The organism is Xanthomonas hydrangeae (assembly GCF_032697525.1).
Taxonomy (GTDB): domain Bacteria; phylum Pseudomonadota; class Gammaproteobacteria; order Xanthomonadales; family Xanthomonadaceae; genus Xanthomonas; species Xanthomonas hydrangeae.
Genome location: NZ_CP103836.1, coordinates 4,535,047 through 4,559,234, shown reverse-complemented (window position 1 = coordinate 4,559,234; position 24,188 = coordinate 4,535,047). Strand labels below are relative to the sequence as shown.

Sequence of the window (24,188 nt, the reverse complement as noted above, 5' to 3'; positions counted from 1 at the left end):
CCAGGACCCGCGAAGGCCAGCCAATTGAGGGAGTCATCCATGTACGGTTCCAATCGCCAATATGCCGAGCAATACCGCAAGGTCGGCGTGTCCACCAGCGTGACCGAAGCCGACCCGCACAAGCTGGTGTCGTTGCTGTTTGCCGGCGCCTGCCAGCGCATTCGTTTGGCCCAGGCCTGCCTGGCGCAGGGCGACCAGGCCCGCAAGGGCAAGGCCATCGGCGAAGCGTGCGCCATCGTCGGTCATTTGAACGGCTCGCTCGATCACGAAGCCGGCGGCGAGATCGCAGGTAACCTGTCGGCACTGTACGACTACGTCATGCAGCGCCTGACCGCAGCCAATCTGCATAACGACGAAACTGCGTTGACCGAAGCGCTGGAACTGCTCAGCGAAATCGACTCGGCGTGGAACTCCATTCCCCTCGAACAACGCGGCCTTTCTGCCGTCTCGTGAGTCCAGCCATGCATAGCGCGCAAAGCCTTCAAGCCGAAATCGCCGATATCCGCCTCGCCATGGCGCAGGAGGAGTTCGAGGTGATGCCGTTCCTGTTGGACAGCCACGATCTGCACCTGCGCGAATACGCGCAGCATGTGGACCTGAGCCAGGACCGCGACGCGCTGCAGACCTTGCACACCATGCAGCAGGACTTGATGCGGATGATGCTCGAGCGTCGCCGCAAGCTGCTGGATCTGATCCGCGCACAGCGCACCTCGTCGACGGCCAGCCGCGCCTACGCTCGGGTCGGACGGATCTGATGAGTACGCTCGGCCCACTCGCGCCATCGGCCGATGCCGCGCTGTTCGCCGACACGCTCAGCTGCGAATTGCGTCTGCCGGCCGGCTTCCGCGCCGGGAGCGATGCCGGCTCGCACAGCGCCGCAGAAACCCTGCTGCGCAGCCTGGGCCAGGTGGAAGACCTGCGCAGCGAAGAAACCAGCGAAGACCGCGGCGACCTGCCGCTGCTGGTGCAGCGCATGGATGCCAAACTCGACCTGATGCTGGCCTTGATCGGCCGCCTGGTGCGGCAAGCCGACACCGGCCTGATCCAGGGCACGGTGCGCTGGTCGGTCCGAGGGATCCGCCTGAGTTGCGCAAGCAGCCAGCCGCCAGGCACGGTTGGCAGCGTTTGCCTGCAGCCGTCCGACTGGCTTCCTGAACTGGTACAGCTGCCCGCAGAGGTGCTGGCAACTGCCCACGATGGCCACGATCACTGGCTGTGGCTGCGGTTTGCGCCGCTCTCGCCCGGCCTGCAGGACGCACTGGAACGCCATCTGTTCCGTCTGCATCGCCGTCAGATCGCCGACGCCCGCCGCCAGCGCTGACGCCGCCTGTTGGCGCCAGGCGCCGGGTCGGCTAAGGTGCCCTTTACTGAAAAAAGGTCTCTTCTGCGCCGTGCGAGTCATCATCGTCGACGATCACACCCTTGTACGTGCCGGCCTGTCCAGGCTGCTGCAAACCTTCGCCGGCATCGATGTCGTTGGCGAGGCCAGCAATGCGCAACAAGCCCTGGATATGACATCCCTGCACCGACCCGATCTGGTGTTGATGGACCTGTCCCTGCCCGGCCGTAGCGGCCTGGATGCCATGACCGATGTGTTGCGCGCCGCGCCGCGTACCCATGTGGTGATGATGTCGATGCACGACGACCCGGTGCATGTGCGCGACGCGCTGGATCGCGGCGCGGTCGGTTTCGTGGTCAAAGATGCCGCGCCGCTCGAACTGGAACTGGCGCTGCGTGCTGCAGCCGCCGGCCAGGTGTTTTTGAGCCCGCAGATTTCTTCCAAGATGATCGCGCCGATGCTGGGCCGCGAAAAGCCGGTCGGCATTGCCGCGCTGTCCCCGCGGCAACGCGAGATCCTGCGCGAGATCGGCCGCGGCCAGAGCAACAAGGAAATCGCCGCCGACCTGGGCATCAGCGTCAAGACGGTGGAGACGCATCGTGCGCGCATGATGGAGTCGCTCGGTTGCCGGCGCGCCAACGATCTGGTGCTGCTGGCCGCCAAACATCACAACGAGCTGGTCTGAGGCGTTACGCTCGACTGCGAGCGTCTGGCGGCCGTTGGAGGCCAAAACAGTGACGGGATTCCGGCGGGCATGCTTGAGTCCGCCTGTAGTGTCAGGAAGTTCCTGACACACTGTCAGGAATATCATGAGTCACCTCACACCACTCCCTGATTAGAAACCCGTCGCGTTGTCCTGCAAGATGCGTTCCATCGCCGCTACATGCGGCGCCCTTACGGAAGCGCTTCGATGAAGACGACCATTTCCGCCCAGCTTGGCCAGCAACTGCACCTGACCCCGCAGTTGTTGCAGTCGATCCGTCTGTTGCAATTGGACGGCATGCAGCTGGAACTGGAAATCCGTCGCGCGCTGGAAACCAATCCGCTGCTGGAGCTGGAAGAACTGGCCGACAGCAACGACGACGTCGCGACCAGCGATGATGGCGCCTCCGATATCGCCGCCTTCGACGAGCTGCCCGAGAGCACGATGTGGGACGTGCAGAGCAGCAGCTGGAACGATGGCGACGACGACCGCATGCAGCGCGTTGCCGCTGGCGAATCCACCGACCCGCATGTGCGCATCCTGCGCGAACTGGCGCTGGACCTGGATGAGGCCGCATTGGCGGCCGCCGCGTTCTGGTTGGAGCAGACCGACGACGCCGGCTATCTGAGCGAAGCGTTGGCGACCCTGCAGCAGCTCGGCGCCACTCGCTTGGGTATGACCGTGCAGGAAGTCGAAGCGATCCGTCAGCGCCTGCTGCACGGCGACCCGGCCGGCCTAGCCGCCTGCGATCTGCGCGAGTGTCTGCAGGCCCAGCTGAGCGCCCTGCCCGGCCGCGTGCCTGCACGCCATCTGGCTGCGCGCATCTTGTCCGGCGATCTGGAATTGCTGGCCAGCCACGACTACGCATTGCTGGCACGCGCGCACGACGCCGAGCTCGACGACGCCCGCGAAGCGGTGCGCCTGATTCTCTCGCTGCAACCGCGCCCGGGCGACGACCTGCTGCAGGAAAGCAACGTCAGCGTGATTCCCGATGTGCTCGCCTGGCATGCCGATGGCAGCTGGCGCGTGGCATTGAACCCGGCCACCACGCATCGCGTGAGTATCAATCCCGTGCACGAGCGCGCACTGGCCGAGGCCGGCGACGCTGCACAACCGCTGCGCGACATGCTGCAAGAGGCGCGCTGGCTGACCCGCGGTCTGTCGATGCGCTACGAGACCCTGCTGCGTGCCACACGTGCCATCGTCGAGCGTCAGGCTGCGTTTCTGGTGCGTGGCGAAGAAGCCATGGCACCGCTGACGCTGAAGGAAATCGCCGATGAGATCGGCATGCACGAATCGACGATTTCGCGCATTACCACCGGTAAATACATCCAGACCCCGCGCGGAACCTTCGAGCTCAAGCATTTCTTTGCCGTGCGTCTGGAAGGCGCCAGCGTCTCCGGCCAGGCAGTCAAGGCGATGGTGCGCAGACTGATCGAAAGCGAACCGGCCGGCCGGCCGCTGGCCGACGAAGCCATCGCCGGGCTGTTGTCGCGTCAGGGCGTTAACATTGCCCGTCGCACTGTGGCCAAGTACCGCGAACAACTCGACATCGCCCCGGCACGCGAGCGCCGCCGCATCAACAAACCGCTGCTTGCCCGGGCAGGATAAGGATTACTATGAGCAAACTCACCGTGCTGCTGGTCGACGACCACGAGGGCTTCATCAACGCTGCGATGCGTCATTTTCGCAAAGTGGAGTGGCTCAATATCGTGGGCAGTGCCGCCAATGGGCTGGAAGCGATCGAGCGCTCTGAGTCGCTGCGCCCCAATGTCGTGTTGATGGACCTGGCCATGCCTGAGATGGGCGGGTTGCAGGCGACCCGTCTGATCAAGACGCAGGACGATCCGCCGTATATTGTCATCGCGAGCCACTTCGACGATGCAGAGCATCGTGAACATGCTCTTCGCGCGGGTGCTGACAATTTTGTTAGCAAGCTGTCCTATATCCAGGAAGTCATGCCAATCCTGGAGGGCCTGACGGAAGGAGCCAGGAATGAGTGAGTCCCGCATTCTGTTGATCGACAGCGATGCCGTGCGCGCCGAGCGCACAGTGTCGCTGCTCGAGTTCATGGACTTCAATCCACGCTGGGTCACCGACGGCGCCGACATCAATCCTGGCCGCCATCGCCATGACGAGTGGATGGCGGTGATGGTCGGCTCGGCGCAGGATGCCGCACAGGCCGACAAGTTCTTCGACTGGCTGGCCGATGCCAAGCTGCCGCCACCGGTATTGTTGATGGAAGGCAGCCCTAGCGCGTTTGCGCAGACGCACGGGCTGCACGAAGCCAACGTCTGGACGCTGGACACGCCGCTGCGCCACGCGCAGCTGGAAGCCTTGTTGCGCCGTGCCAGCCTCAAGCGGCTGGATGCCGAGCATCAGGCCGGCGTGCAACAGGACACCGGCCCGACCGGCAACAGCGAGGCGGTGACCCGTCTGCGCCGCTTGATCGACCAGGTGGCGGCGTTCGACACCACCGTGCTGGTGCTGGGCGAATCGGGCACCGGCAAAGAGGTCGTCGCTCGCGCCATCCACCAGCACTCGCCACGGCGCGATGGGCCGTTTGTGGCGATCAACTGCGGCGCGATTCCGCCGGACCTGTTGGAAAGCGAACTGTTCGGCCACGAAAAAGGCGCCTTTACCGGCGCCCTGAGCACCCGCAAGGGCCGCTTCGAAATGGCCGAGGGCGGCACGCTGCTGCTCGATGAAATCGGCGACATGAGCCTGCCGATGCAGGTGAAGCTGCTGCGCGTGCTGCAGGAGCGCAGCTTCGAGCGCGTGGGCGGTGGCCAGACCATCCGCTGCAACGTGCGGGTGATCGCCGCCACCCACCGCAATCTGGAAACGCGCATCAGCGATGGCCAGTTCCGCGAGGACCTGTTCTATCGCCTCAACGTGTTTCCGATCGAAATGCCGGCGCTGCGCGAACGCGTCGACGACCTGGCCATTCTGGTGCAGACCATCGCCGGGCAACTGGCGCGCACCGGGCGCGGCGAAGTGCGCTTTGCCGACGAAGCCTTGCAGGCGCTGCGCAGCTACGACTGGCCGGGCAACGTACGCGAGCTGACCAATCTAGTGGAGCGCCTTGCGGTGTTGCACCCGGGCGGTCTGGTGCGCGTGCAGGATCTGCCGGCACGCTATCGCGGCGATTTTGCCGCAGCCACCGCGCTCGAACTTCCGCCAGAGCCGGCGTTGGTTGCTGCACCCGCAGAGGTCAGCACCTTGCCCAGCAATGTGGTGACGCTGCAGCCCAAATCGGCCACCACCGAACCGGCCACCGCGTCCAGCCTGCCCGACGATGGCATCGACCTGCGTGGTCACATGGCAAACATCGAGCTGGCGCTGATCAACGAAGCGTTGGAACGCACCCAGGGCGTGGTGGCGCATGCGGCCCAACTGCTCGGCCTGCGCCGCACCACGCTGGTGGAAAAGCTGCGCAAGTACGGCATCGATCGCGAGCAAACCGAGCTGGCGAACTAGGACCAGCGCGCCGGCCACGTTTGCTGGCACAGCGCTTGCTTCAGCAGGATCACTCCGTTCGCAGTCATCGGCTGCGAACGGAATCGACATCGACGTGCCGACTCCACTTGCCGAGTGTTTGATGACCATACCCGTCACCAGTCCGCTGCTGCCGCCGCTGGAAGAATTTCTGCCCTATCTGGAGCAGATCTGGACCAGCCGCATCCTCAGCAACGGTGGCGAGATGCATCGGGCACTCGAGCGCGCACTGTGCGACTACCTCGGCGTTTCGCATCTGGCGTTGCTGACCAACGGCACCACTGCGCTGATCACCGCATTGCAGGCACTGCGTATCACCGGTGAAGTGATCACCACGCCCTACTCGTTCGTGGCCACCGCGCATTCGCTGTTGTGGAAGAGCATCACCCCGGTGTTTGTAGACATCGACCCGGTGACGCTCAACATGGATCCGTCCAAGATCGAAGCGGCCATCACGCCGCAGACCACCGCCATCATGCCGGTGCATTGTTACGGCACGACCTGCGACACCGCTGCCATCACGCGCATCGCCGATATCTACAACCTCAAGGTGATCTACGACGCGGCGCATGCCTTTGGCGTGCGCGATGCCGGCGGCTCGATCCTGCGCCATGGCGACCTGAGCGTGTTGAGCTTTCATGCCACCAAGGTGTTCAACACCTTCGAGGGCGGCGCCATCGTCTGCCCCGATGAAAAGACCTACCAACGCATCGGGCACTTGAAGAATTTCGGCTTCGTCGACGAAACCACGGTGGTGGCGCCGGGCATCAACGGCAAGATGAATGAGATCAGCGCGGCGTTCGGCCTGCTGCAACTCAAGCACATCGATCACGCCATCGCGCAGCGCCGCGCCATCGATGCGCAGTATCGGCAGCGACTGAGCGACATTCGCGGCATCCGCTGTGTTGCGCGCCCCGATCACGCCACTGCCAACTACGCATATTTTCCGATTCTGGTGCAGGACGACTACCCGCTGGCACGCGATGCGCTATACCAATTGATGCGCGAGCACGGCATTCTTGTACGACGTTATTTCTATCCGTTGATCAGCGATTTCCCGATGTATCGCGCCCTGCCCTCATCCGCACCGGCATGGCTGCCGGTGGCCCGTTCGGTGGCGGCGCAGGTGTTGTGCCTGCCGATCTTTCCTGGCCTGACCAGCGAACAGGTCGATACCATTGCCGACCTGATCGCCGGCCAACAGGCAACATGACGGCACCCCGCTCCACGTTATTTTTCAGCCCACCGCATCTTCAACAGGCAACCAGGCGAGATCGCATGACCCAGGCAACGTTTATCGAGAACTTCCTCTCCGCCACCGACTTTCAGGAGCCGGTCGAGGTCACCACCGACACCGTGCTGCTCGAACTCCCGGAATGGGATTCGCTGGCCGCGCTGGGTGTGATCGTGATGTTCGATATGGAATACGGCAAGACCATCACCGGCGAAGACCTGACCACGGCCATCACTGTCGGCGATCTCTACAAACTGACCGAGGCGTAAGCACCATGCCGACCTCCACGCTGCACAACGTTCGCTTTGCCGGCATGGCGACATGCGTGCCGAAGCGGGTGGTGTCCAATCTCACCGATTGCCGGCCGCAGATCCGCTCCGAGCGCGAACGCCTGGTGCGCAACATTGGCATCGAGACGCGCCGCATGGCATCGGAATGGCAGTGTTTTTCCGACCTGGCCTTCGATGCGACCGAAGTGCTGCTGGAAAGACTGCAGTGGAAGCGCGAGGAGATCGATGCACTGATCGTGGTGACCCAATCGCCGGATTATCCGATTCCGGCCACCGCGATCATCCTGCAGGACCGGCTGGGGCTGTCGCACGCCACGGTCGCCTTCGACGTCAATCTGGGCTGTTCGGCCTACCCGTTCGGCATCAACCTGCTCGGCTCGATGATCGCCGCAGGCGGCGTCAAGAAGGGCCTGCTGCTGGTCGGTGACCGCAGCGCCAATCTGGAAGACCCGATCTTCTCCGATTCCGGCACCGCCACCGCGCTGGAATTCAGCACCGATGCGCCGCCGATGCATTTTGACCTCAACAGCGATGGCAGTGGCTACAAGGCGATCATCCTGCCGGTGGGCGGTCACCGCGAACCGGTCGGCATCCAGCACTTGGTGCCGTATCGCGACGAGGCGGATGGTGCCTGGAAACGTGGTGTGGACCTGATCCTGGACGGCGTGGCAGTGCTGAGCTTCTCCACCCAGCGCATCCCGCCAGCAGTGCAGAAACTGCTCGATTACACCGGCGTGGCCAAAGAGGACATCGACTACTTCGTGTTCCACCAGGCCAACCGCATGATCAACGAAACCATCCGCAAGAAGCTCGGTCTACCGGTGGAAAAAGTTCCCTCCACGCTGCGCGACTTCGGAAACACCAGCGGCGCTTCGCTGCCGGTGACCATGACCGCGCGTATCAACAAGGAACTGGAATCCGGCCGCAAGCGCGTGCTGCTATGCGGCTTCGGCATCGGGCTGTCGTGGGGCACCTGCCTGGTGGATCTCGAGGGCGCGGTGTTTCCTGATTTGATCGAGTCATGACGGCCACACCTGCAGCAACCACCGATGCGTTCGGGCTGCAAAACAAGACCGTTCTGGTGACCGGCGCGTCGTCGGGCATTGGCGCTGCGGTCGCTACGTTGTGCGCGCGTCTGGGTGCGAGCGTGGTGCTCACCGGGCGCGATATCGCGCGACTGGATGCGGTTGCCGTCGCGTTGCAGGGCAGCGGGCATGCGGTAGTGGCCGGCGATCTGACCGAAGAAGACACCCGTATACGTCTGCTCAAAGCTGCAGAGCGGTATCACGGGCTGGTTTCCTGCGCAGGCATCGCGGCGTTGGTGCCATTCCGCATGGCCGCAGAAAAGCATCTGCAACAGATGCTGTCGGTGAACTATCTGGCACCGATCGCGCTGACGCAGCAGTTGCTGGTCAAGCGCCGCCTGAGTGAAGGCGCATCGCTGGTCTATATCTCGGCATTGTCCGCACGCGCGGCGCCTCAGGCCGCCGCCGGCTACGCAGCATCCAAGGCAGCGCTGGAAGCTGCGGTCCGCACGCTGGCGCTCGAACAGGCCAAACACGGCATCCGCGCCAACTGCATCGCGCCAGGCTACGTGGACACGCCCATGCTGAAGAAATTGGGCACCGCAGCAGACCTGGACGACAAGATCGGGCTGACGCCGCTGGGGCGCATCGACCCGGATGACATCGCCAAAGGCGCGGTGTATCTGCTGTCGGCGGCCAGCCGCTGGATTACCCGCAGCACTTTGACCATCGATGGCGGGATTTCCCTGCCCATCCGCCTATGAGCATCGACACCACCATGGCAGCAGAAGATCCCGTTTCCGCGCTGCTGCGCGACATGTATGGCCTGCACGGCAAGGCCGTACTGGTGACCGGCGCATCCAAAGGCATCGGCGAAGCGGTCGCACGCGCATGCGCCGCCGCAGGGGCACGCCTGATCGTCACCGGGCGCGATGCGGAGCGTCTGCAAACCACGCTGGCATCGCTGCACGGCGACGGCCATCGCATGTTTGCTGGCGACCTGAGCGATGCGGCTATCGTGCAACAGCTCGCTGCCGATTGCGGGCCCGTCGACGGTGTGGTGCACAGCGCCGGCATTCGCGGGCTGTCGCCGATGAAGCTGGTCAGCGAAAAATTCCTGCGCGAGGTCATGGACATCAACTATCTGGCGCCGGTGATGCTGACCCGCCACCTGTTGGCGCGGCAATCGCTGAAGCCTGGAGGTTCGGTGATCTTCCTTTCATCCATCGCCGCACTCACCGGCACGGTGGGTGTGGGCCCCTACGCCGGCTCCAAGGCTGCACTGGTCGGCACGCTACGGCCGTTGGCGCTGGAGCTGGCGCGCCGCAAGATCCGCGCGAACGCGCTCTGCCCCGGCCTGGTCGAGACCTCGTTGATTAACGAGGACAAGGCCTGGTTCGAAGAAAGCCGCAAGCGCTATCCGCTGGGCATCGGACAGCCCGACGACGTGGCGCTGGCCTGTCTGTATTTCCTTTCCGATGCCAGCAGCAAGGTGACCGGACAGGCCTTCAGCATGGATGGAGGCGTGGAATTCGCATGACCGCCGATACACCTGCCCCGCCCTACCACCTGCTGATCGTCAACGCCGGTGGCTTTGGGCGGGATATCGCATCGCTGGCGTATCACGAAGATCCAGCCTATGGGGTGGAGTGGGACATCAAGGGATTTCTGGATAACCGCACGCATCTGCATGGCACATCGCGTTGGCCGATCGTAGGAGACCCCTCCACCTATCACCCCGTCGAAGGCGATATCTTCATCTGCGCGATCGGAGACCCTGTAGCGCGGCGGCGCTATTCCCGTGCGCTGATCGACAAGGGGGCCGACTTCATCGTGTTTCATCCGCCGCCGTCGCGCGAGGCCGCTGCCGGCTACATCGGGCGCGGAGGCGTGTTCGATTCGCGCGTTTCCATTGGGTCGGGTAGCCGGCTCGGCGAGTTCGTTACCGTACTCTCCACGTCCATCATCGCGCACGAGGTCAGTATCGGCGATTACGTGCAGATCGGCAGTTTCGTTTTCATCGGCGGCGGCGCGGTGGTTGGCAACGAAGTGACGATTCACCCGCACGCCACCATCCTGCCCGGCATCCGCATCGGCGATGGTGCAGTGGTCGGCGCCGGTGCGGTCGTGGTCAAGGACGTGCCGGCGGGCGCCAGCGTGTTCGGCAACCCGGCCCGGGTCATCTATTACAAGGATGCGTGAGGAAGCCCCGCCGATGCGATCGCGAATGCACCCCAGCTACTACCTGTCCACGGACATCTTCGCCCGCGAACAACGCAAGATCTTCCGCAAGGCCTGGCTGTTTGCCGGCCTGAAGACGCTGCTGCCCGACAATAACTGCTTCATCACCCGCAGGCTCGCCGGCATTCCGGTGCTGATCCAGAACTTCCAGGGCCGCCTGCGTGCGTTCGAGAACGTCTGCCTGCACCGCAGTGCGCTGCTGCAGACCGCTGCGGTGGGAAAGCGCCCGCTGGTCTGTCCCTACCATGCATGGAAGTACGACGCCGACGGCCGGGTCGAGAACATCCCCGAATGCGATGCACTTTATGGCTTCGGCGATGAGGAACGGCACGGCCTGAAGCTGCGCGAGTTCGCGCTGCGCGAGGTGGGCAACCTGCTATTCGTCAACCTCGATCCCGACCCGATGCCGATCGAGGAGCAGTTTTCGGCAGACTTCATCGCCTTGCTGGAAAGCAGTTCCAATGCCTATGACACCGAGGTCATGGTGACCACATGGCATGGCCGATACAACTGGAAACTCGCTTACGAAAATCTTCGGGATGCCAATCACCCGCGCTTCGTCCACCCCAGGACACTGGCCAAAAGCGTTAGCTTCGTTCCGCAGGTAAACGAGGAACAAGCCAATGAGTCCATGGGAGCCTTGCAGGACACATCGCCCGCAGCCTTGCGGTGCGAAATGCGTCGCTTCAGCTTCGGTGGTGCTGAAGCGCCCATCCCCAAGCTTCAGCACTTCGGCTGGCACGAGAAAGTGGAACGCTGGGGCAAGCAGGACGCCTACTTCAACTGGCTGGCCTTCCCGAACTTGCATATCGCCAGTCCCAACGGCGGTTATTCCTTCACGCTGGAACACCACATTCCCGTCGCACCGGACCGGACCGACCTGGAAATCTATTGGTTTAGCGCACGCAGGAAACAGCCTTACGTTTCTTCCAGCCAAGTGCTACTGGCACAGATGCACGGCAGCAAGGTGGTGGTGGGTGAAGACGTGGAGATCATGGAACGGGTGCAGGCGGCATTGCACACCGACGCGCCGCTACCCACCCAGGGAGCCTATGAATCCATGAATCGCCTGGTCGAACGCTGGTACACGCTGCTGATGGAGACCGAACATGAAATCTAGGTGGATCATCGGTAGCAGCGCATATCTCGACCTGGCCTTTCACGCCTGGAAGCAGGCGCGTCAGGACGAGACGGTCATCAGGATCGATGTGCCACAAGACGCGGAACACGAATTCGATCTTGGCGTGCTGGATGGACTGACTCCGAGCGACGGGGCCATGTTCGTGGCGTTCGACGAACGCTTCGGCAACTTCAAGCGCCTAGAACTGATGCAGGCGGCGATGGAACGTGGCTTCAAGCTGGAGCCCTTCATCCATGTCAGCGCAGCCATCGGCGCTGACACGGTCATCGGGCTCAACGCATTCGTGGGTGCCAATGCTGTCGTAGGCCACGGGTGCAGGATCGACTACAACACCGTCATCCATGCCGGCGCGCATCTCGGACCGGCATGCCGCGTCAAATCTTCATGCTGGATAGAGAATGGTGTGCAAATCGGCGCGGGCGTCGAGATCGGCGGCAACAGCATCCTGCGCACCGGAGCCATCGTGAGTGGGGGCGTCAAGGTGGGACGAAGCTGCGAACTCGGTTGGCCGCGTGCCTACCGCGAGGACGTGCCTGCCAAGACCTATTTCGACGTCCGCTACGACGCCCCCATTCATACCTACGAGAGATGACGTTCATGAACGCAAGAAATGAGCAGCTTCGCCAACGGATTCTCCGTATTGCGGAGCAGGAGCGCCCTGCACTCGAGGATGTCATTGCGCGCCTGCCCGCGATTGCCAACCGTCCTGTATTCCTCGTCGCTCCCGAGTCCTATGCAGGCATGGTGCATGGTCCCAGGGTCGTTGCCCACCTGCGCCATGTCGTTGCCGCAATCGATGACCAAAGCATCCACCTGGACCGTATTCACCGCGCGCCGCGATGGAGCAGTCAGGAGTTTCTTGCCAAGGCGGGGCAGTATGCCGATGCGATCGCTATCGATTTCTCTTGCAGCCCGCGTGGACGGGCGTTTGCAACCGACCTCTGCACCAGTGCGGGTATTGAGCAACTGAGCGTTGCGCCTTCCCTGGATCCGCTGATCCCACGCTTTGAGCAGCGCCCCCTCTTTCTGCTCCATCCGCGCTCGGGCATTGGCAACATTTATGGTCCAAAGATCGTCCAGCACTCCAGCCATGTCATCGCCGCCATTGATGACCAGCCAAGCGACAGCGACACCGTTCATGGGGTGCCGCGCTGGAGTTCGCGCCAGTTCATCGAACAAGCGGCCCAGCACTCCCAGGCATTGGCCATCGATTTTTCCTACAGCCCGGGAGAATCCGGCCTGGCACGCAAGCTCTGCGAACAAGCAGGCATTGAAAGGGTAGATGCCTGCATGGCCGTTGCTCACTGTGGGCTGCTCGCCGTATATGAGCCTGCCCAGGTATACCGTCAGCGGACGCTTCTACGCCTGGAGGAATTTCTGCGTTTCGCGGATCGACTTGACGACGATTTCAGCGTTTTTACGCTCTACAGCAACCTGTTGTTCCGCCTGACCTACGATTCCAGCCTCCTGCTTGACTGCTGGGCTACGCCGATCAACGAGTACTTTTCAGAATTCGCCGATAGCAGTACCTTCCAGCTGGGGCAGCGTGAACATTTCTGCGATGGCGGAGCCTTCCAGGGCCCCATCGTCCACAGGTTTCTAGAAGCATCCCGCTATCGCTACGAAAGCATCACCGCCTTTGAACCGGATAGCATCAACTTTCAGAAACTGGAGGGCATCGCCAGAGCCCTCCCCCTTCCCCCGCATAACTTCAAGGCCATAAAAAAAGCCATCTCCAACGAACAGACGACGCTGCGCTTCGAGGAGACCGGCACGGTTTCCAGCCATGTTTCGCCGGATGGCGGTATCTCCGTGGCTACTACACGCCTGGACGACGAATTGGAAAAGCTGACGCTACTGAAGTTGGACATCGAAGGGTTTGAAGCCAGGGCACTTGAAGGCGCATCTCACCTCATCCGTACCCAGCGCCCCCGTATGGCTATTTGCGTGTACCACTACGCCCAGGATCTACTGGATATAGTGGGGCAACTGGACAAACTGGTGGATGGCTATCACTTCCGTCTACGCCAGCACTCTCCCGGCCACTACTACGACCTCGTTTTGTATGCATCGCCCGTCGCAGGTGCCGCACCGCCACCTTGGGCGGAGTAAGCCGGAGGAAATTCGCGAATTGGAGAGATAGAGCGACGACTGCCCCCGAACGCGGGGTGCTTAGAAAAAAATCGTCGCGATGCGCGCAACCCGCTTTTTCCGAAGATGACCGCCCACGCGGCACCTGTCAGGCGCCCAGCGCCATGTCGCCGACTCGATCGCGACATGGCGCGGGATGATCGCCATCGCAATCGGCGCGAAGCTGCTCGACGAAGAACAACAACTCTCCGAATTCAATGACACAGTAAGACTAGCAAAGAACACAAGGAAGCCCTGTCATGGCGTTAGCAGTCGGCTCGATCGAGCGAGCCACCATCAAATATCCAGGACTGAATCCGCGCACCACCAAGTTGATCGGCTGGGGTGCTGGACAGTTTTTCCGCGATTTCTATCCAGCCATCGCTCAGCAGTTGAACTTGCAGTACACCATCTGCCCACGGTCGGAGAATCAGGGCAAAACTGTCCATGGCCTGCCGGTCAGATCACCTTCGGCGCTGGAGGACGAATCGGTCGATGATGTGCTGATCGTCATCTTCTCCAATCACGCGGCAGAGGTGATGAACCAGATTGCAAAGGCACACGGCCATTTCCGCACGGTACGTGCCGTCGATTACGACCAGGGCAGCATTGCACTACTGCAAGAGCTGCAGGATTTCTCACGCTTGTTGCCCGAGCTGCAACTGTCGCGCCAACTGACTAAGGCGGATACCGGCATCTTCGTGCAGGGGCTCGCGTTCGACTTTACGCCCTTGGTGCTGGCCTGGAATCGCCTGCATTTCCCCTGGGCGTATCAGTGCATGGTGACCTGGGACCACCAACCAAGCGCGCTGCTGGACCGCTGCAGGCCCTGGCTGGATAAGCTGATTCTGGTGCCTCAACCGGACAACCTGGGTCTGAATTACCGCAATGCGGTGCTGCGCTCAGCACGCCTGGGCGTGGAGCATCTGGCTGAGCAAGGTATCGAGTTTGCGGTGCGTTGCCGTAGCGACAATGTGCTGACCGGCTCAACCCACGACGCCATCAATGTCCATTTTAGAGGCAAACGCAATCAAGGAAAGATCGCAATTTCTTTATCGGGAGGGTGTCGAAACATCCCGTTCCTTTTCACCGAGAAAGCCATGCTTGGTAGGACACAGGACATGCTGGCATTGTGGTCGATGCCAGAGGATCCGCGACCGGCAAATTATGCGGACGACGAATTTTCTCCAACGAACGAACTTGCGCCAAATCGGCATTTTCAAGAACTCAGCCAATACGCCTTCGAATCGTCGTTGTGGAAGGACTATGCACGCCGGCTTGGATTCCCGGCCGAAACTCTGGTCGATGGCTACCGTTTTGCAAAGTCAAGTCTGCTGGCGCTGGAGCCGCATCTGAACTGGTCGTCGTTGAAGTTCGTCCCGTTGTTCAATGTGGCGCGCGACAACAGCTACGGTTTCTCGATGGACTTGTGGAACCGGCTGTTCACCGACAGCGATGCTGTGCTGGAGGCTGCCGAGGCAGTCAGCAGGCTGGATCTCAACTCCACCGATTTTTGGCAAGGCAGAGTCGGCTGAGTCGCCCTCGCCACTCAATGCCATCGGTTGCCAGGAGACTTCTATGACTTACGCCATCATCATCCCCGCGCGACGTGATTCCTCACGCCTGCCCGGAAAACCGCTGATCGAGTTGGGCGGCGTGCCCATGATCGTGCGCACCTATCAACAGTGCGCCAAGGCGGCGCCGGCCGAGCACATTCTGGTCGCCACCGACTGCGATGTGATTCAACGTACCTGCGAGCAGGCCGGCATCCGCACCTTGATGACCTCCAGCGGCTGCCTGACCGGCACCGATCGTGTAGCCGAAGTCGCACAACAGCTCGACGTGGACACCTATATCAATGTGCAGGGTGACGATCCGCTATTCAATCCGCAGGACGTACGCTTGCTGATCGACGCTGCGGCAGGGGCGCCGAGTGATGTGATCAACGGTTACTGCCAGGTCGCCAACATCGACGAATTCCATAATCCGAGCGTGCCCAAGGTGGTCGTTCGCCCGGATGGGCGTCTGCTGTACATGTCGCGTGCGGCGATCCCGATCACCAAGCAAGGCGAGTTCCGGCGTGCCTGGCGTCAGGTGTGTGCGTATGCGTTTCCCAAGCAGGCTTTGCAGGCATTTGCATCGGTATCTTGCAAGACCACGTTGGAAGAAATCGAGGACATCGAGATCCTGCGTTTTCTGGAACTTGGCTTTGAAGTGCGTATGGTGCAGATGAGCAACCAATCGATCGCGGTGGATACGCCGGCTGATGTAGTGCGGGTGGAAGCAGCACTACGCATGATGCAGCTCGGTGAGCAGAACGCGTCATGACACAGGATAAGACGTCCCACACGCAGCCCGGCATGCATTCGCCCATCTGCGGAACTTCCGATCTCAGAAACGAAGCGCATGCCCAGGCGTATTCGCCACGCCGCTTCTTCGATCAGTTACTGAAGACCGACGCTCCGGTAGTGCTGGACGTGGGCGCGCATCGCGGCGAGTCGATCCAGCACTTCAAGTCGATCTATCCGGTTTGCCAGCTGTATTCGTTCGAACCGGACCCGCAGAATTTTGCCGAACTGGAAAAAGTGGCTGCGCAGTTCGGCACAACCACCATGTGCGTTGCACTGGGCGAGAAGGAAGAAGTCGGTCACTACTACCGGCAGAGCATCTCGCACCTGGGCGGATTGCTGCCGATCAATGCGGATTCTACCGACTCGCTTGGCTATGCGCAGCAGGCGACGAACGAGGAAATTGCGGTCAGCAAGACCACCCTCGACAACGCCTGCGCCATGCTAGGGATCGCCCACGTACATATTCTCAAGATCGATGTGCAGGGGTTTGAGCGTCAGGTGCTGGAGGGCGCAACTGCGATACTGCAGCACACCGACTGCGCGGTTATCGAGATCGGGCTATACGACTTCTATGGCAAGACCACCAGCTTCGTTGACGTTGTCAACCTGATGCAAGCGGCCGGCTTTTCGTTGTGGGACATCGCCAAACTGTCGAAGAACCCCAAGAGCTTGCGCACTGATTGGATCGAAGTGGTTTATCGCAAGGACTCAGCATAGTCGCAAGATCTGCCGCAGCCATGAACGCAGCCGGAAACCTGCCAGGCGGTCTATGCCGACGTCGACTTGTGCAAGCATGCTAACGACCAGTCATTTAACGTCATGAGCCGGACTGTTGACGCGGCGAAAAATTCAACTTGCTAGCTTATCCTCTCCTGAGTAGTGTCATGGTTCGGCATGCGCGGCGTCCTTCGAAACGCCCCGTAAATCTCGATGGATATCATTCCATCGACTCATCTCTGAAGCGAGGCAACCATCATGGAAATCTCGGGCAAGACAACGATCGTTCCGGTAGGAACTCAATTCGCAAATGTTGGCGTTGCAGCGAACGTAGTCACGCAAATTGTCTCTCCCGCCACTAACCAGTATGGCCTCGTGATTCGCACATGCAGTCTGAGTGGCGCCTCATCCGCAATAGGCCTTGCCGTTTACGCAGATACATCGGCGCCATCCGGATATGGGGACGGAACCAAAAGGGTAATATTCCTCGGCGTTGCTCCTCCCTCGGACCATTTCCCATATCAGGTTTACCTACCCCCTGGCTATGGCATTTGGCTGGTAACGAGCGGAAACGGCAGTATCAACATCACTTATGACGTTTTGGATAGACTGCCCACCGGCCTTTGACTGCCCATCGGCCCGGACCTCGAATGCACTGTGCCCTCGACGTGTCCATCGTTGACATGTAAGAAAACTGCATCGCAGCACTCGGCAACCTTGCAACCTTGTCTAGCATCACCGCCCACCGGTCGAGGGTATTTCCATCGACGACGCCCGTGCGCGCGAGCGAGGCACGCACGGCGCGTCGATTTGGCGTTATTCGTTGCACTCCATCTGCAACACATGCGATGGACGTGATGAGTGCTGCCGAATTCCGGTGCCACGCCGCTGACCAGTCACCGCTGGCTTTTGTACGCCAAACTGCCCGTAACGAAGCGCACTGGTTATTTCAGGAGCAAGGACGGGAAGGCTGCCTACACGGTTCCATCGCAGCCACTGCTCCCGATGACAACGCATCATGCGTCGAACGGCATGCATATTGCATCGGTTCTCGGCCATTTCGATACTCGCCGCCTGCCGGCATGATCGGACAGGTTCGCGCCGGCACCGCGTCTAGCATCGGATAAATCTTGAACGATCAACTCGGACAACCGCCCGTGAGCTCTCCTGCCCTGGTTAGCATCGTCATGCCCACCTACAAGCCGCGCTATGTCGCGCAGGCGCTGGACAGCGTGCTGGCGCAGACCTACCCGGCGCTGGAGCTGGTTATCTGCGACGACAATGGCGATGGCGCCATCGAAGCGCTGTTGGCCCCCAGGCTGGCTGGCGCGCCGTTTCCGATCCGCTACTGTCGCAATGCATCCCGGCTCGGCGAGCTGGGCAGCACCATCAAGGGCATCGGCCTGGCGCAAGGCGACTACGTCAAGTTCCTGCACGACGACGACGTGCTGGAGCCGGACTGCGTCGCGCAGCTGGTCGGCGCAATGGAGCGCAACCCCGGCACCGCGCTGGCGTCCTCGCGCCGGCTGCGGATCGACGACGACGGCGCCACATTGCCCGACATCCTGTCCACCAGTTTCCCGTTTGGCGAGGACGTGCTGATCGACGGGCCGGAGCTGGTGTCGTTCCTGGCCGACCACGCCATCAACTTCATCGGCGAGCCGAGTTGCGTGCTTGCACGGCGCGCAGACCTGGTGGCGCTGGGCAATGAGCTAATGATGTTGAACGGCAAGGCCATCCACTGGGTTGGTGACCTGGCGATCTACGTCAAGCTGCTGCGTCACGGCAACCTGGCCTTGCTGTCCGGCCCGCTCACGCAGTTTCGCGTGTCCAGCGCGCAGTTCAGTCAGGCCGGCCGCGATCAGGTCGGGGTCGGCGACCAGGGCCACAAAGATCTGCGCCAGGGCATCCGCCAGTTGGGCTGGCGGCGCGAGACCGGCGACAATCGCCAGGTGCGTGTCGCCCCGCTCAGCCCGCACAAGGCGCGGGTATTCAAGTCGGTAGACCTGGTCAACGCGTTGATGCAGAGCGCCGGCATGGCCGAGCGGGTGTCGCCGGCCACTTGGCTGGGCGTGCGGCATCCGAGCGAGGTCCAACGCGCCTTGATCGATGCGCGCCTGCAGGCGCATGCGGGCGGCCCGCGGATTGCAGTGATGGTGGTCGACAGCGACGGCAATGCGGCAGCGGTGGCCGCAACCCAGGCCAGCCTGGCGGCGGTGGCGTGTTATCGGAACCAGCAAACCTGGGTGATCAGCAGCTCGCCGCAGCAAGCCGCCGAGCACGGCGAGCGCGGTGTGCTGATCGGTCAGGACGGGTTGGTGCCTACCCTCAATCGGACCATCGCCACGCAACAGTCCATCGACTGGGTGCTGCTGGTCCAGGCCGGCAGCCTGTTCACCGCCAGCGGCCTGCTGATGCTGGCGCTGGAGATGCTCGCGCTGCCGGACACGTGTCAGGCCATCTACGCCGATGAAGTGGTCGCGCTGGACGGCGGTCAGCTGGGGCTGGCGATGCGGCCGGCGCTGTATCTGGACATGTTGCTGAGTGCGCCGTCGACGATGTCGCGGCACTGGCTGTTCCGGCACCAAACGCTACTGGCCGATGGCGGCTTTGCAACAGAAACGAGCGATGCCTTCGAACTGGATTACCAGCTTGGGCTGGTCGAGCGTTATGGCCTGGCCTGCATCCAGCACATCGCCGAACCCTTGCTGGTGGCATCGGCCACCACGCGGCATGGCGACGAAGACGAGCAGCGCGCCATCAGCCGCCATCTTGCCGCGCGCGGGTACGTGGACGCGGTGGTGAGCAGCAACGGCCCCGGCCGGCACGCGGTGGATTACCGGCATGCACAGCAGCCGGTGGTCAGCATCCTGGTGCTGGTGGATGGACGTCTGGCGCAGGTGCAGCGCTGCCTGGAAAGCGTGCTCGCCAACACCGGCTACCCGCATTACGAGCTGCTGTTGCTGGATCGCGGCGACAGCGCCGAGCCGGGGCTGCGCGACTGGCTGGCGGGCATCGACAACCTCGGCCTGCAGCAAATCCGCGTGCTGCGCTTCGAAGGCGACCCCTCGCCCGAGGCGGCCTGCAATGCGGCGGCCGAGCAGGCACGTGGGGAGGTCTTGCTGTGGTTGGCGGCCGGCGCCGCAGCGATCAAGGCCGATTGGCTGGCGCAGTTGCTAAACCACGCCCTGCGTCCCGAGGTTGGCGCGGTGGCCGGCAAGCTGCTGCGCGGTGACGGCACCGTGCATCACGCCGGCTTGCTGCTGGGCCTGGGTGCACCGGCAGCACGCGCATTCGAAGGGGCCGCGTTCGACGAATCGGGCTATCTGCAGCGCCTGCAGCTGGATCAGAACTACAGCGCGCTCAGTGGCGAATGCCTGATGCTGCCGCGCCAGCTGTTCCTGGACGCCGGCGGCTTTGCGCAGGAGCCGGCATTGGCGCAATGGAGCGATGTCGATCTGTGCCTGCGCCTGCAGCAGGCCGGCTATCTCAATGTCTACGCCGCGCGCGCGCAGTTGTTGATCGACCCACCCGAAGCGGCGCCGGCCAGCGCTCTCGACGAAGAGGCGATGTACGCGCGTTGGCTGCCGATGATGGCCAACGACCCGGCCTACAACCCAGGCTTCTCGCTGGATCCCGGCGCCGGCTTCCAGCTGGCCGACCCGCGTGCCAGTTGGCGGCCTTTGCAGTCGTGGCGGCCGCTGCCGAGCGTGATCGCACTGCCGGCCGATATCGAAGGCTGCGGCCACTATCGGGTGATCCAGCCACTGCGCGCCTTGCGCGAAGCCGGCATGGTCGAAGGCGTGCTGTTCAACGGCTATCTGGAGATTAGCGAGCTGGCGCGCCAGGATCCCGACGTGGTGATCCTGCAACGTCAGGTCGGCGAGCCGCGACTGGAAGCGATGCGGCGCATGAAGGCGCTGTCGCGCGCGTTCAAGGTCTACGAGCTCGACGACTACCTGCCCAATCTGCCGCTGAAGAATGCCCACCGCGAGCACATGCCCAAGGACATCCTCAAGACCGTGCGGCGCGGGCTGGGCATGGTGGACCGCTTCGTGGTGTCCACTCCGGCGCTGGCCGAGGCCTTCGCCGGGTTGCACAGCGACATCCGCGTGGCTGAAAACCGTCTGCCGCCGCATTGGTGGGAGCAGCTGCCGGCACGGAGCGAACGTGAGGAACGCCAGGGCGGCAAGCCGCGTATCGGCTGGGCCGGCGGTGCAAGCCATACCGGCGACCTGGAGCTGATTGCCGACGTGGTGAAGGAGCTCGCCGATGAGGTCGAATGGGTGTTCATGGGCATGTACCCGTTCGCGCTGCGCCAGCACATCCATCAGTTCCAGCCCGGCGTGCCGATCGATCACTATCCCGCCGCGCTGGCCGCGCTGGACTTGGATCTGGCGCTGGCGCCGGTGGAGCAGAACCTGTTCAACGAGTGCAAGAGCAACCTGCGCCTGCTCGAATACGGTGCCTGCGGCTACCCGGTGATCGCCAGCGACGTGCGCTGCTACCAAGGCAACCTGCCGGTGACGCTGGTGAAAAACCGCTACCGCGACTGGATCGGTGCGATCCGGGAGCACCTGGCCGACCCGGCTGCGGCGCGCGCCAAGGGCACTGCGTTGCGCGAGGTGGTACGCCGCGACTGGATGTTGACCGGCAGCAATCTCGATCGCTGGCGTGAGGCGTGGTTGCCTGATTAGTTGCCCAGGGGCCGATGCACGCAGCACTGCTGAGACATCTTGGAAATCAAGCCACGTCGGCCCGATTCAACCAGCTCACAGCTACAGTGATGTCGAGTCACGGCGTCATTTAGCTGCAGTCAGACGAATGGACCAAAAGCCTGATCGGTCGAGGGCGAGGACACCGCACCAGGAAGTTGGTCGGTAGCCAAGTAAAAGGCGGGCCATCTCGCGAGTTGCATTGGCTTGCGAGTACGGGCCGCAACTACAGAGATCCAGCGCATCAGAAGCACGTCATGCATTGCTTACACCCTGCACACCGACCATCTCGGCTGGTCCTTGCCCGCTCACCGTCGCGGGACCTTACGCGGCATGGATGCCGCGTAAGAGCTTACAAGGACGTACTTGCAGCGTGTCCCGCGATGGTGAGCGGGCAAGGACCCTGCAGCCAAGCCGCAGATCAGTCGCTCTTCGCCAGACAGGCCCGCGCCTTGCCTAGACAAACCGGCTGAACAAACGCGCGCCCTGTCGACAAGGCCCGGCTAAAGAAGCACCCGACTCAACACTAGGTGCCCGCCTCGCTAGCGCAGAGAAAGTTGCACCCGCAGATCACACTCAGCCCAGCTACGGCAGTCCTCCCCGCCCCGGCGCCGGAATCCCGGCGCGGTTTCGGCACGCTGCTTGCATCGGTGTGGATGCCTCCCTGGCTGACCGCACCCATGAGCGACTCCGTTACCTCCATCCTCTCGCAGATCCGCAGCTACCAGACGCAGATGGGCCAAGGCCCGATGGGCGCGGTGGGCGATGCGGCGCGCGGCAACCAGATTCAGGGGCTGGCCGGCACGCAGGGAACACCGGCCACCCAGGCGCCGAGCTTCAGCGAGACCTTGCGCGGCGCCATCGGCGGCGTCAACGAGGCCCAGCAGAAGTCCGGCGCATTGGCCAAAGCATTCGAAATGGGCGACCCCAGTGCCGATCTGGCACGGGTCATGGTCGCCTCCCAGCAGTCCCAGGTGGCTTTCCGCGCCACCGTGGAAGTCCGCAACCGTCTCGTCCAGGCTTATCAGGACGTCATGAACATGCCGCTGTAAGGGTTGACGACACATGGCACTCGCGATTTCCAAAGAAAACATCAACCAGAACGCCGAGAAGGCCGGGCAATGGTTCGACCGTGTCCGCAGCCTGCAGATCACCCGCAAGCTGACCATGATGGCGATGATCGCCGTGGCGGTGGGGGCCGGTCTGGCGGTGTTCTACTGGTCGCAGAAACCCGGTTACCAGTCGCTGTACACCGGCCTGGACGACAAGGGCAATGCCGAAGCGGCCGACCTGCTGCGCACCGCGCAGATCCCGTACAAGATCGACCAGAACACCGGCGCCATCTCGGTGCCGCAGGACCGTCTGTACGACGCCCGCCTGAAACTGGCCGGCTCCGGCCTGACCGGTAAAGAGACCGGTGGCGGCTTCGAGCTGATGGAAAAAGACCCCGGCTTCGGCGTCAGCCAGTTCGTGGAAAACGCCCGCTACCAGCACGCCCTGGAAACCGAATTGTCGCGCACCATCGGCACCCTGCGCCCGGTGCGCGAGGCCCGCGTGCATCTGGCCATTCCCAAGCCCAGCGCCTTCACCCGCCAGCGCGACGTGGCCAGCGCCTCGGTGGTGCTGGAGCTGCGCGGCGGCCAGGGCCTGGAACGCAACCAGGTCGACGCCATCGTCAACCTGGTCGCCTCCAGCATCCCGGACATGACCCCCGAGCGCGTCACCGTGGTCGACCAGAGCGGCCGCATGCTCTCCATCGCCGACCCCAACAGCGACGCCGCCCAGCACGCCGCCCAGTTCGAACAGGTGCGCCGCCAGGAAAGCTCCTATAACCAGCGCATCCGCGAGCTGCTCGAGCCGATGACCGGCGCCGGCCGGGTCAACCCGGAAGTCAGCGTGGACATGGATTTCTCGGTGGTCGAAGAAGCCCGCGAGCTCTACAACGGCGAGCCGGCCAAGCTGCGCAGCGAGCAGATCAACGACACCAGCACCAGCGCCACCGGCCCGCAAGGTCCCCCGGGCGCCACCAGCAACAGCCCCGGCCAGCCGCCGACGCCGGCCGCCAACGCCACTGCCGGCGCACCGGGCACCCCGGCCGCTGCCAATGGCCAGGCCGCCGCGCCTGCCGCGCCGACCGAAAGTTCCAAGAGTGCCACCCGCAATTACGAATTGGACCGCACCTTGCAACACACCCGCCAGCCGGCCGGCCGCATCAAGCGGGTGTCGGTGGCGGTGCTGCTGGACAACGTCCCGCGCCCCGGTGCCAAGGGCAAGATCGTCGAGCAGCCGCTGACCGCCGCCGAGCTCACCCGCATCGAGGGCCTGGTCAAGCAGGCCGTGGGTTTCGACGCGGCACGTGGCGACACGGTGTCGGTGATGAATGCCCCGTTCGTGCGTGAAGCGGTGGCCGGCGAAGAGGGCCCGAAGTGGTGGGAAGACCCGCGCGTGCAGAACGGTCTGCGCCTGCTGGTCGGTGCGGTGGTGGTGCTGGCGCTGCTGTTCGGTGTGGTGCGCCCCACCCTGCGTCAGCTCACCGGCGTGACCGTGGTCAAGGACAAGCAAGGCAAGGGCGGCAAGGATGGCACTCCGCAGAGCGCGGATGTGCGGATGGTCGACGATGACGACCTGATGCCGCGCCTGGAAGAAGACACCGCCCAGCTCGGTCAGGACAAGAAAGTCCCGATCGCCCTGCCGGACGCCTACGAAGAACGCATGCGGGTCGCACGCGAAGCCGTCAAAGCCGATTCAAAACGTGTCGCACAAGTCGTAAAGGGATGGGTCGCCAGTGAAGCCTGAAACACCGC

23 protein-coding genes are annotated in these 24,188 nt (G+C 62.8%); all 23 read left to right on the top strand.

The genetic code is table 11. The annotated features are described in order from the left end of the window. The first annotated feature begins 39 nt into the window (after positions 1-39). The 23 genes from fliS to fliF all read left to right on the top strand — a co-directional run bounded on the left by fliS (position 40) and on the right by fliF (position 24,180). Complete coding sequence (fliS, locus tag NYR97_RS19235; RefSeq protein ID WP_023903949.1) at positions 40-453, top strand: flagellar export chaperone FliS; 414 nt, start codon at positions 40-42, stop codon at positions 451-453. 8 nt (positions 454-461) lie between these two features. Next, complete coding sequence (locus tag NYR97_RS19230; RefSeq protein WP_115038934.1) at positions 462-755, top strand: hypothetical protein; 294 nt, start codon at positions 462-464, stop codon at positions 753-755. After that, positions 755-1,321 carry a PilZ domain-containing protein gene (locus tag NYR97_RS19225; RefSeq protein WP_316695304.1) on the top strand — a complete coding sequence of 189 codons (567 nt, stop codon included), beginning with the start codon at positions 755-757 and terminating at the stop codon, positions 1,319-1,321. Before NYR97_RS19230 ends, NYR97_RS19225 begins: the two co-directional genes overlap by 1 nt. A gap of 70 nt (positions 1,322-1,391) precedes the next feature. After that, entirely contained in the window at positions 1,392-2,024 is a 633-nt protein-coding gene (locus tag NYR97_RS19220; protein WP_003482986.1) for a response regulator transcription factor, read from the top strand. 225 nt (positions 2,025-2,249) lie between these two features. Continuing rightward, entirely contained in the window at positions 2,250-3,653 is a 1,404-nt protein-coding gene (gene rpoN, locus NYR97_RS19215) for an RNA polymerase factor sigma-54 (protein ID WP_316695303.1), read from the top strand. An 8-nt stretch (positions 3,654-3,661) separates the two neighbouring features. Further along, positions 3,662-4,045 carry a response regulator gene (locus NYR97_RS19210; protein WP_005997154.1) on the top strand — a complete coding sequence of 128 codons (384 nt, stop codon included), beginning with the start codon at positions 3,662-3,664 and terminating at the stop codon, positions 4,043-4,045. Then, a complete protein-coding gene (locus tag NYR97_RS19205) occupies positions 4,038-5,522 on the top strand; it encodes a sigma-54 dependent transcriptional regulator (protein WP_255085293.1) in 1,485 nt (494 codons plus the stop codon). Before NYR97_RS19210 ends, NYR97_RS19205 begins: the two co-directional genes overlap by 8 nt. Before the next feature lie 121 nt (positions 5,523-5,643). Next, entirely contained in the window at positions 5,644-6,753 is a 1,110-nt protein-coding gene (locus tag NYR97_RS19200; protein ID WP_316695302.1) for a DegT/DnrJ/EryC1/StrS family aminotransferase, read from the top strand. A gap of 65 nt (positions 6,754-6,818) precedes the next feature. Beyond that, positions 6,819-7,043 (top strand): acyl carrier protein, encoded by a 225-nt coding sequence (locus NYR97_RS19195; RefSeq protein WP_006452276.1) that lies wholly within the window; start codon positions 6,819-6,821, stop codon positions 7,041-7,043. Between the two features lie 5 nt (positions 7,044-7,048). Then, on the top strand, positions 7,049-8,089 hold the full coding sequence (locus tag NYR97_RS19190) for a ketoacyl-ACP synthase III (protein ID WP_316695301.1): 1,041 nt from the start codon (positions 7,049-7,051) through the stop codon (positions 8,087-8,089). Beyond that, positions 8,086-8,853: an SDR family NAD(P)-dependent oxidoreductase gene (locus NYR97_RS19185; RefSeq protein ID WP_316695300.1), complete on the top strand. Its 768-nt coding sequence runs from the start codon at positions 8,086-8,088 to the stop codon at positions 8,851-8,853. Before NYR97_RS19190 ends, NYR97_RS19185 begins: the two co-directional genes overlap by 4 nt. After that, positions 8,850-9,629 carry an SDR family NAD(P)-dependent oxidoreductase gene (locus NYR97_RS19180; RefSeq protein ID WP_316695299.1) on the top strand — a complete coding sequence of 260 codons (780 nt, stop codon included), beginning with the start codon at positions 8,850-8,852 and terminating at the stop codon, positions 9,627-9,629. Before NYR97_RS19185 ends, NYR97_RS19180 begins: the two co-directional genes overlap by 4 nt. Next, positions 9,626-10,291, top strand: coding sequence for a PglD-related sugar-binding protein (locus tag NYR97_RS19175; protein WP_316695298.1), 666 nt, complete (start codon positions 9,626-9,628; stop codon positions 10,289-10,291). The genes NYR97_RS19180 and NYR97_RS19175 overlap by 4 nt, the downstream gene beginning before the upstream one ends. A 13-nt stretch (positions 10,292-10,304) precedes the next feature. Continuing rightward, complete coding sequence (locus NYR97_RS19170; protein ID WP_316695297.1) at positions 10,305-11,450, top strand: aromatic ring-hydroxylating oxygenase subunit alpha; 1,146 nt, start codon at positions 10,305-10,307, stop codon at positions 11,448-11,450. After that, positions 11,440-12,063, top strand: coding sequence for an LbetaH domain-containing protein (locus NYR97_RS19165; protein ID WP_316695296.1), 624 nt, complete (start codon positions 11,440-11,442; stop codon positions 12,061-12,063). Before NYR97_RS19170 ends, NYR97_RS19165 begins: the two co-directional genes overlap by 11 nt. Then, entirely contained in the window at positions 12,060-13,583 is a 1,524-nt protein-coding gene (locus NYR97_RS19160) for an FkbM family methyltransferase (RefSeq protein WP_316695295.1), read from the top strand. The genes NYR97_RS19165 and NYR97_RS19160 overlap by 4 nt, the downstream gene beginning before the upstream one ends. Before the next feature lie 278 nt (positions 13,584-13,861). Then, on the top strand, positions 13,862-15,136 hold the full coding sequence (locus tag NYR97_RS19155) for a hypothetical protein (RefSeq protein ID WP_316695294.1): 1,275 nt from the start codon (positions 13,862-13,864) through the stop codon (positions 15,134-15,136). A gap of 43 nt (positions 15,137-15,179) precedes the next feature. Continuing rightward, entirely contained in the window at positions 15,180-15,929 is a 750-nt protein-coding gene (locus NYR97_RS19150) for a 3-deoxy-manno-octulosonate cytidylyltransferase (protein WP_316695293.1), read from the top strand. Between the two features lie 32 nt (positions 15,930-15,961). Continuing rightward, positions 15,962-16,669 carry an FkbM family methyltransferase gene (locus tag NYR97_RS19145; protein ID WP_316695292.1) on the top strand — a complete coding sequence of 236 codons (708 nt, stop codon included), beginning with the start codon at positions 15,962-15,964 and terminating at the stop codon, positions 16,667-16,669. Between the two features lie 861 nt (positions 16,670-17,530). After that, the gene (locus NYR97_RS19140) at positions 17,531-17,755 is read left to right on the top strand and encodes a hypothetical protein (RefSeq protein WP_316695291.1); all 225 of its coding nucleotides are present in this window, start codon (positions 17,531-17,533) and stop codon (positions 17,753-17,755) included. A gap of 71 nt (positions 17,756-17,826) precedes the next feature. Beyond that, a complete protein-coding gene (locus NYR97_RS19135; RefSeq protein ID WP_425613007.1) occupies positions 17,827-21,366 on the top strand; it encodes a glycosyltransferase in 3,540 nt (1,179 codons plus the stop codon). 698 nt (positions 21,367-22,064) lie between these two features. Beyond that, positions 22,065-22,436 (top strand): flagellar hook-basal body complex protein FliE, encoded by a 372-nt coding sequence (fliE, locus tag NYR97_RS19130; protein WP_006449786.1) that lies wholly within the window; start codon positions 22,065-22,067, stop codon positions 22,434-22,436. A 13-nt stretch (positions 22,437-22,449) separates the two neighbouring features. Further along, the gene (fliF, locus tag NYR97_RS19125) at positions 22,450-24,180 is read left to right on the top strand and encodes a flagellar basal-body MS-ring/collar protein FliF (RefSeq protein ID WP_316695289.1); all 1,731 of its coding nucleotides are present in this window, start codon (positions 22,450-22,452) and stop codon (positions 24,178-24,180) included. Positions 24,181-24,188: the final 8 nt, after the last annotated feature.

What these genes read in the sequence shown, in the direction of transcription:
- fliS (WP_023903949.1), top strand. Translation starts at nt 40, where the DNA reads ATGTACGGTTCCAATCGCCAATATGCCGAGCAATACCGCAAGGTCGGC.
- NYR97_RS19230 (WP_115038934.1), top strand. Translation starts at nt 462, where the DNA reads ATGCATAGCGCGCAAAGCCTTCAAGCCGAAATCGCCGATATCCGCCTC.
- NYR97_RS19225 (WP_316695304.1), top strand. Translation starts at nt 755, where the DNA reads ATGAGTACGCTCGGCCCACTCGCGCCATCGGCCGATGCCGCGCTGTTC.
- rpoN (WP_316695303.1), top strand. Translation starts at nt 2,250, where the DNA reads ATGAAGACGACCATTTCCGCCCAGCTTGGCCAGCAACTGCACCTGACC.
- NYR97_RS19210 (WP_005997154.1), top strand. Translation starts at nt 3,662, where the DNA reads ATGAGCAAACTCACCGTGCTGCTGGTCGACGACCACGAGGGCTTCATC.
- NYR97_RS19205 (WP_255085293.1), top strand. Translation starts at nt 4,038, where the DNA reads ATGAGTGAGTCCCGCATTCTGTTGATCGACAGCGATGCCGTGCGCGCC.
- NYR97_RS19200 (WP_316695302.1), top strand. Translation starts at nt 5,644, where the DNA reads ATGACCATACCCGTCACCAGTCCGCTGCTGCCGCCGCTGGAAGAATTT.
- NYR97_RS19195 (WP_006452276.1), top strand. Translation starts at nt 6,819, where the DNA reads ATGACCCAGGCAACGTTTATCGAGAACTTCCTCTCCGCCACCGACTTT.
- NYR97_RS19190 (WP_316695301.1), top strand. Translation starts at nt 7,049, where the DNA reads ATGCCGACCTCCACGCTGCACAACGTTCGCTTTGCCGGCATGGCGACA.
- NYR97_RS19185 (WP_316695300.1), top strand. Translation starts at nt 8,086, where the DNA reads ATGACGGCCACACCTGCAGCAACCACCGATGCGTTCGGGCTGCAAAAC.
- NYR97_RS19180 (WP_316695299.1), top strand. Translation starts at nt 8,850, where the DNA reads ATGAGCATCGACACCACCATGGCAGCAGAAGATCCCGTTTCCGCGCTG.
- NYR97_RS19175 (WP_316695298.1), top strand. Translation starts at nt 9,626, where the DNA reads ATGACCGCCGATACACCTGCCCCGCCCTACCACCTGCTGATCGTCAAC.
- NYR97_RS19170 (WP_316695297.1), top strand. Translation starts at nt 10,305, where the DNA reads ATGCGATCGCGAATGCACCCCAGCTACTACCTGTCCACGGACATCTTC.
- NYR97_RS19165 (WP_316695296.1), top strand. Translation starts at nt 11,440, where the DNA reads ATGAAATCTAGGTGGATCATCGGTAGCAGCGCATATCTCGACCTGGCC.
- NYR97_RS19160 (WP_316695295.1), top strand. Translation starts at nt 12,060, where the DNA reads ATGACGTTCATGAACGCAAGAAATGAGCAGCTTCGCCAACGGATTCTC.
- NYR97_RS19155 (WP_316695294.1), top strand. Translation starts at nt 13,862, where the DNA reads ATGGCGTTAGCAGTCGGCTCGATCGAGCGAGCCACCATCAAATATCCA.
- NYR97_RS19150 (WP_316695293.1), top strand. Translation starts at nt 15,180, where the DNA reads ATGACTTACGCCATCATCATCCCCGCGCGACGTGATTCCTCACGCCTG.
- NYR97_RS19145 (WP_316695292.1), top strand. Translation starts at nt 15,962, where the DNA reads ATGCATTCGCCCATCTGCGGAACTTCCGATCTCAGAAACGAAGCGCAT.
- fliE (WP_006449786.1), top strand. Translation starts at nt 22,065, where the DNA reads ATGAGCGACTCCGTTACCTCCATCCTCTCGCAGATCCGCAGCTACCAG.
- fliF (WP_316695289.1), top strand. Translation starts at nt 22,450, where the DNA reads ATGGCACTCGCGATTTCCAAAGAAAACATCAACCAGAACGCCGAGAAG.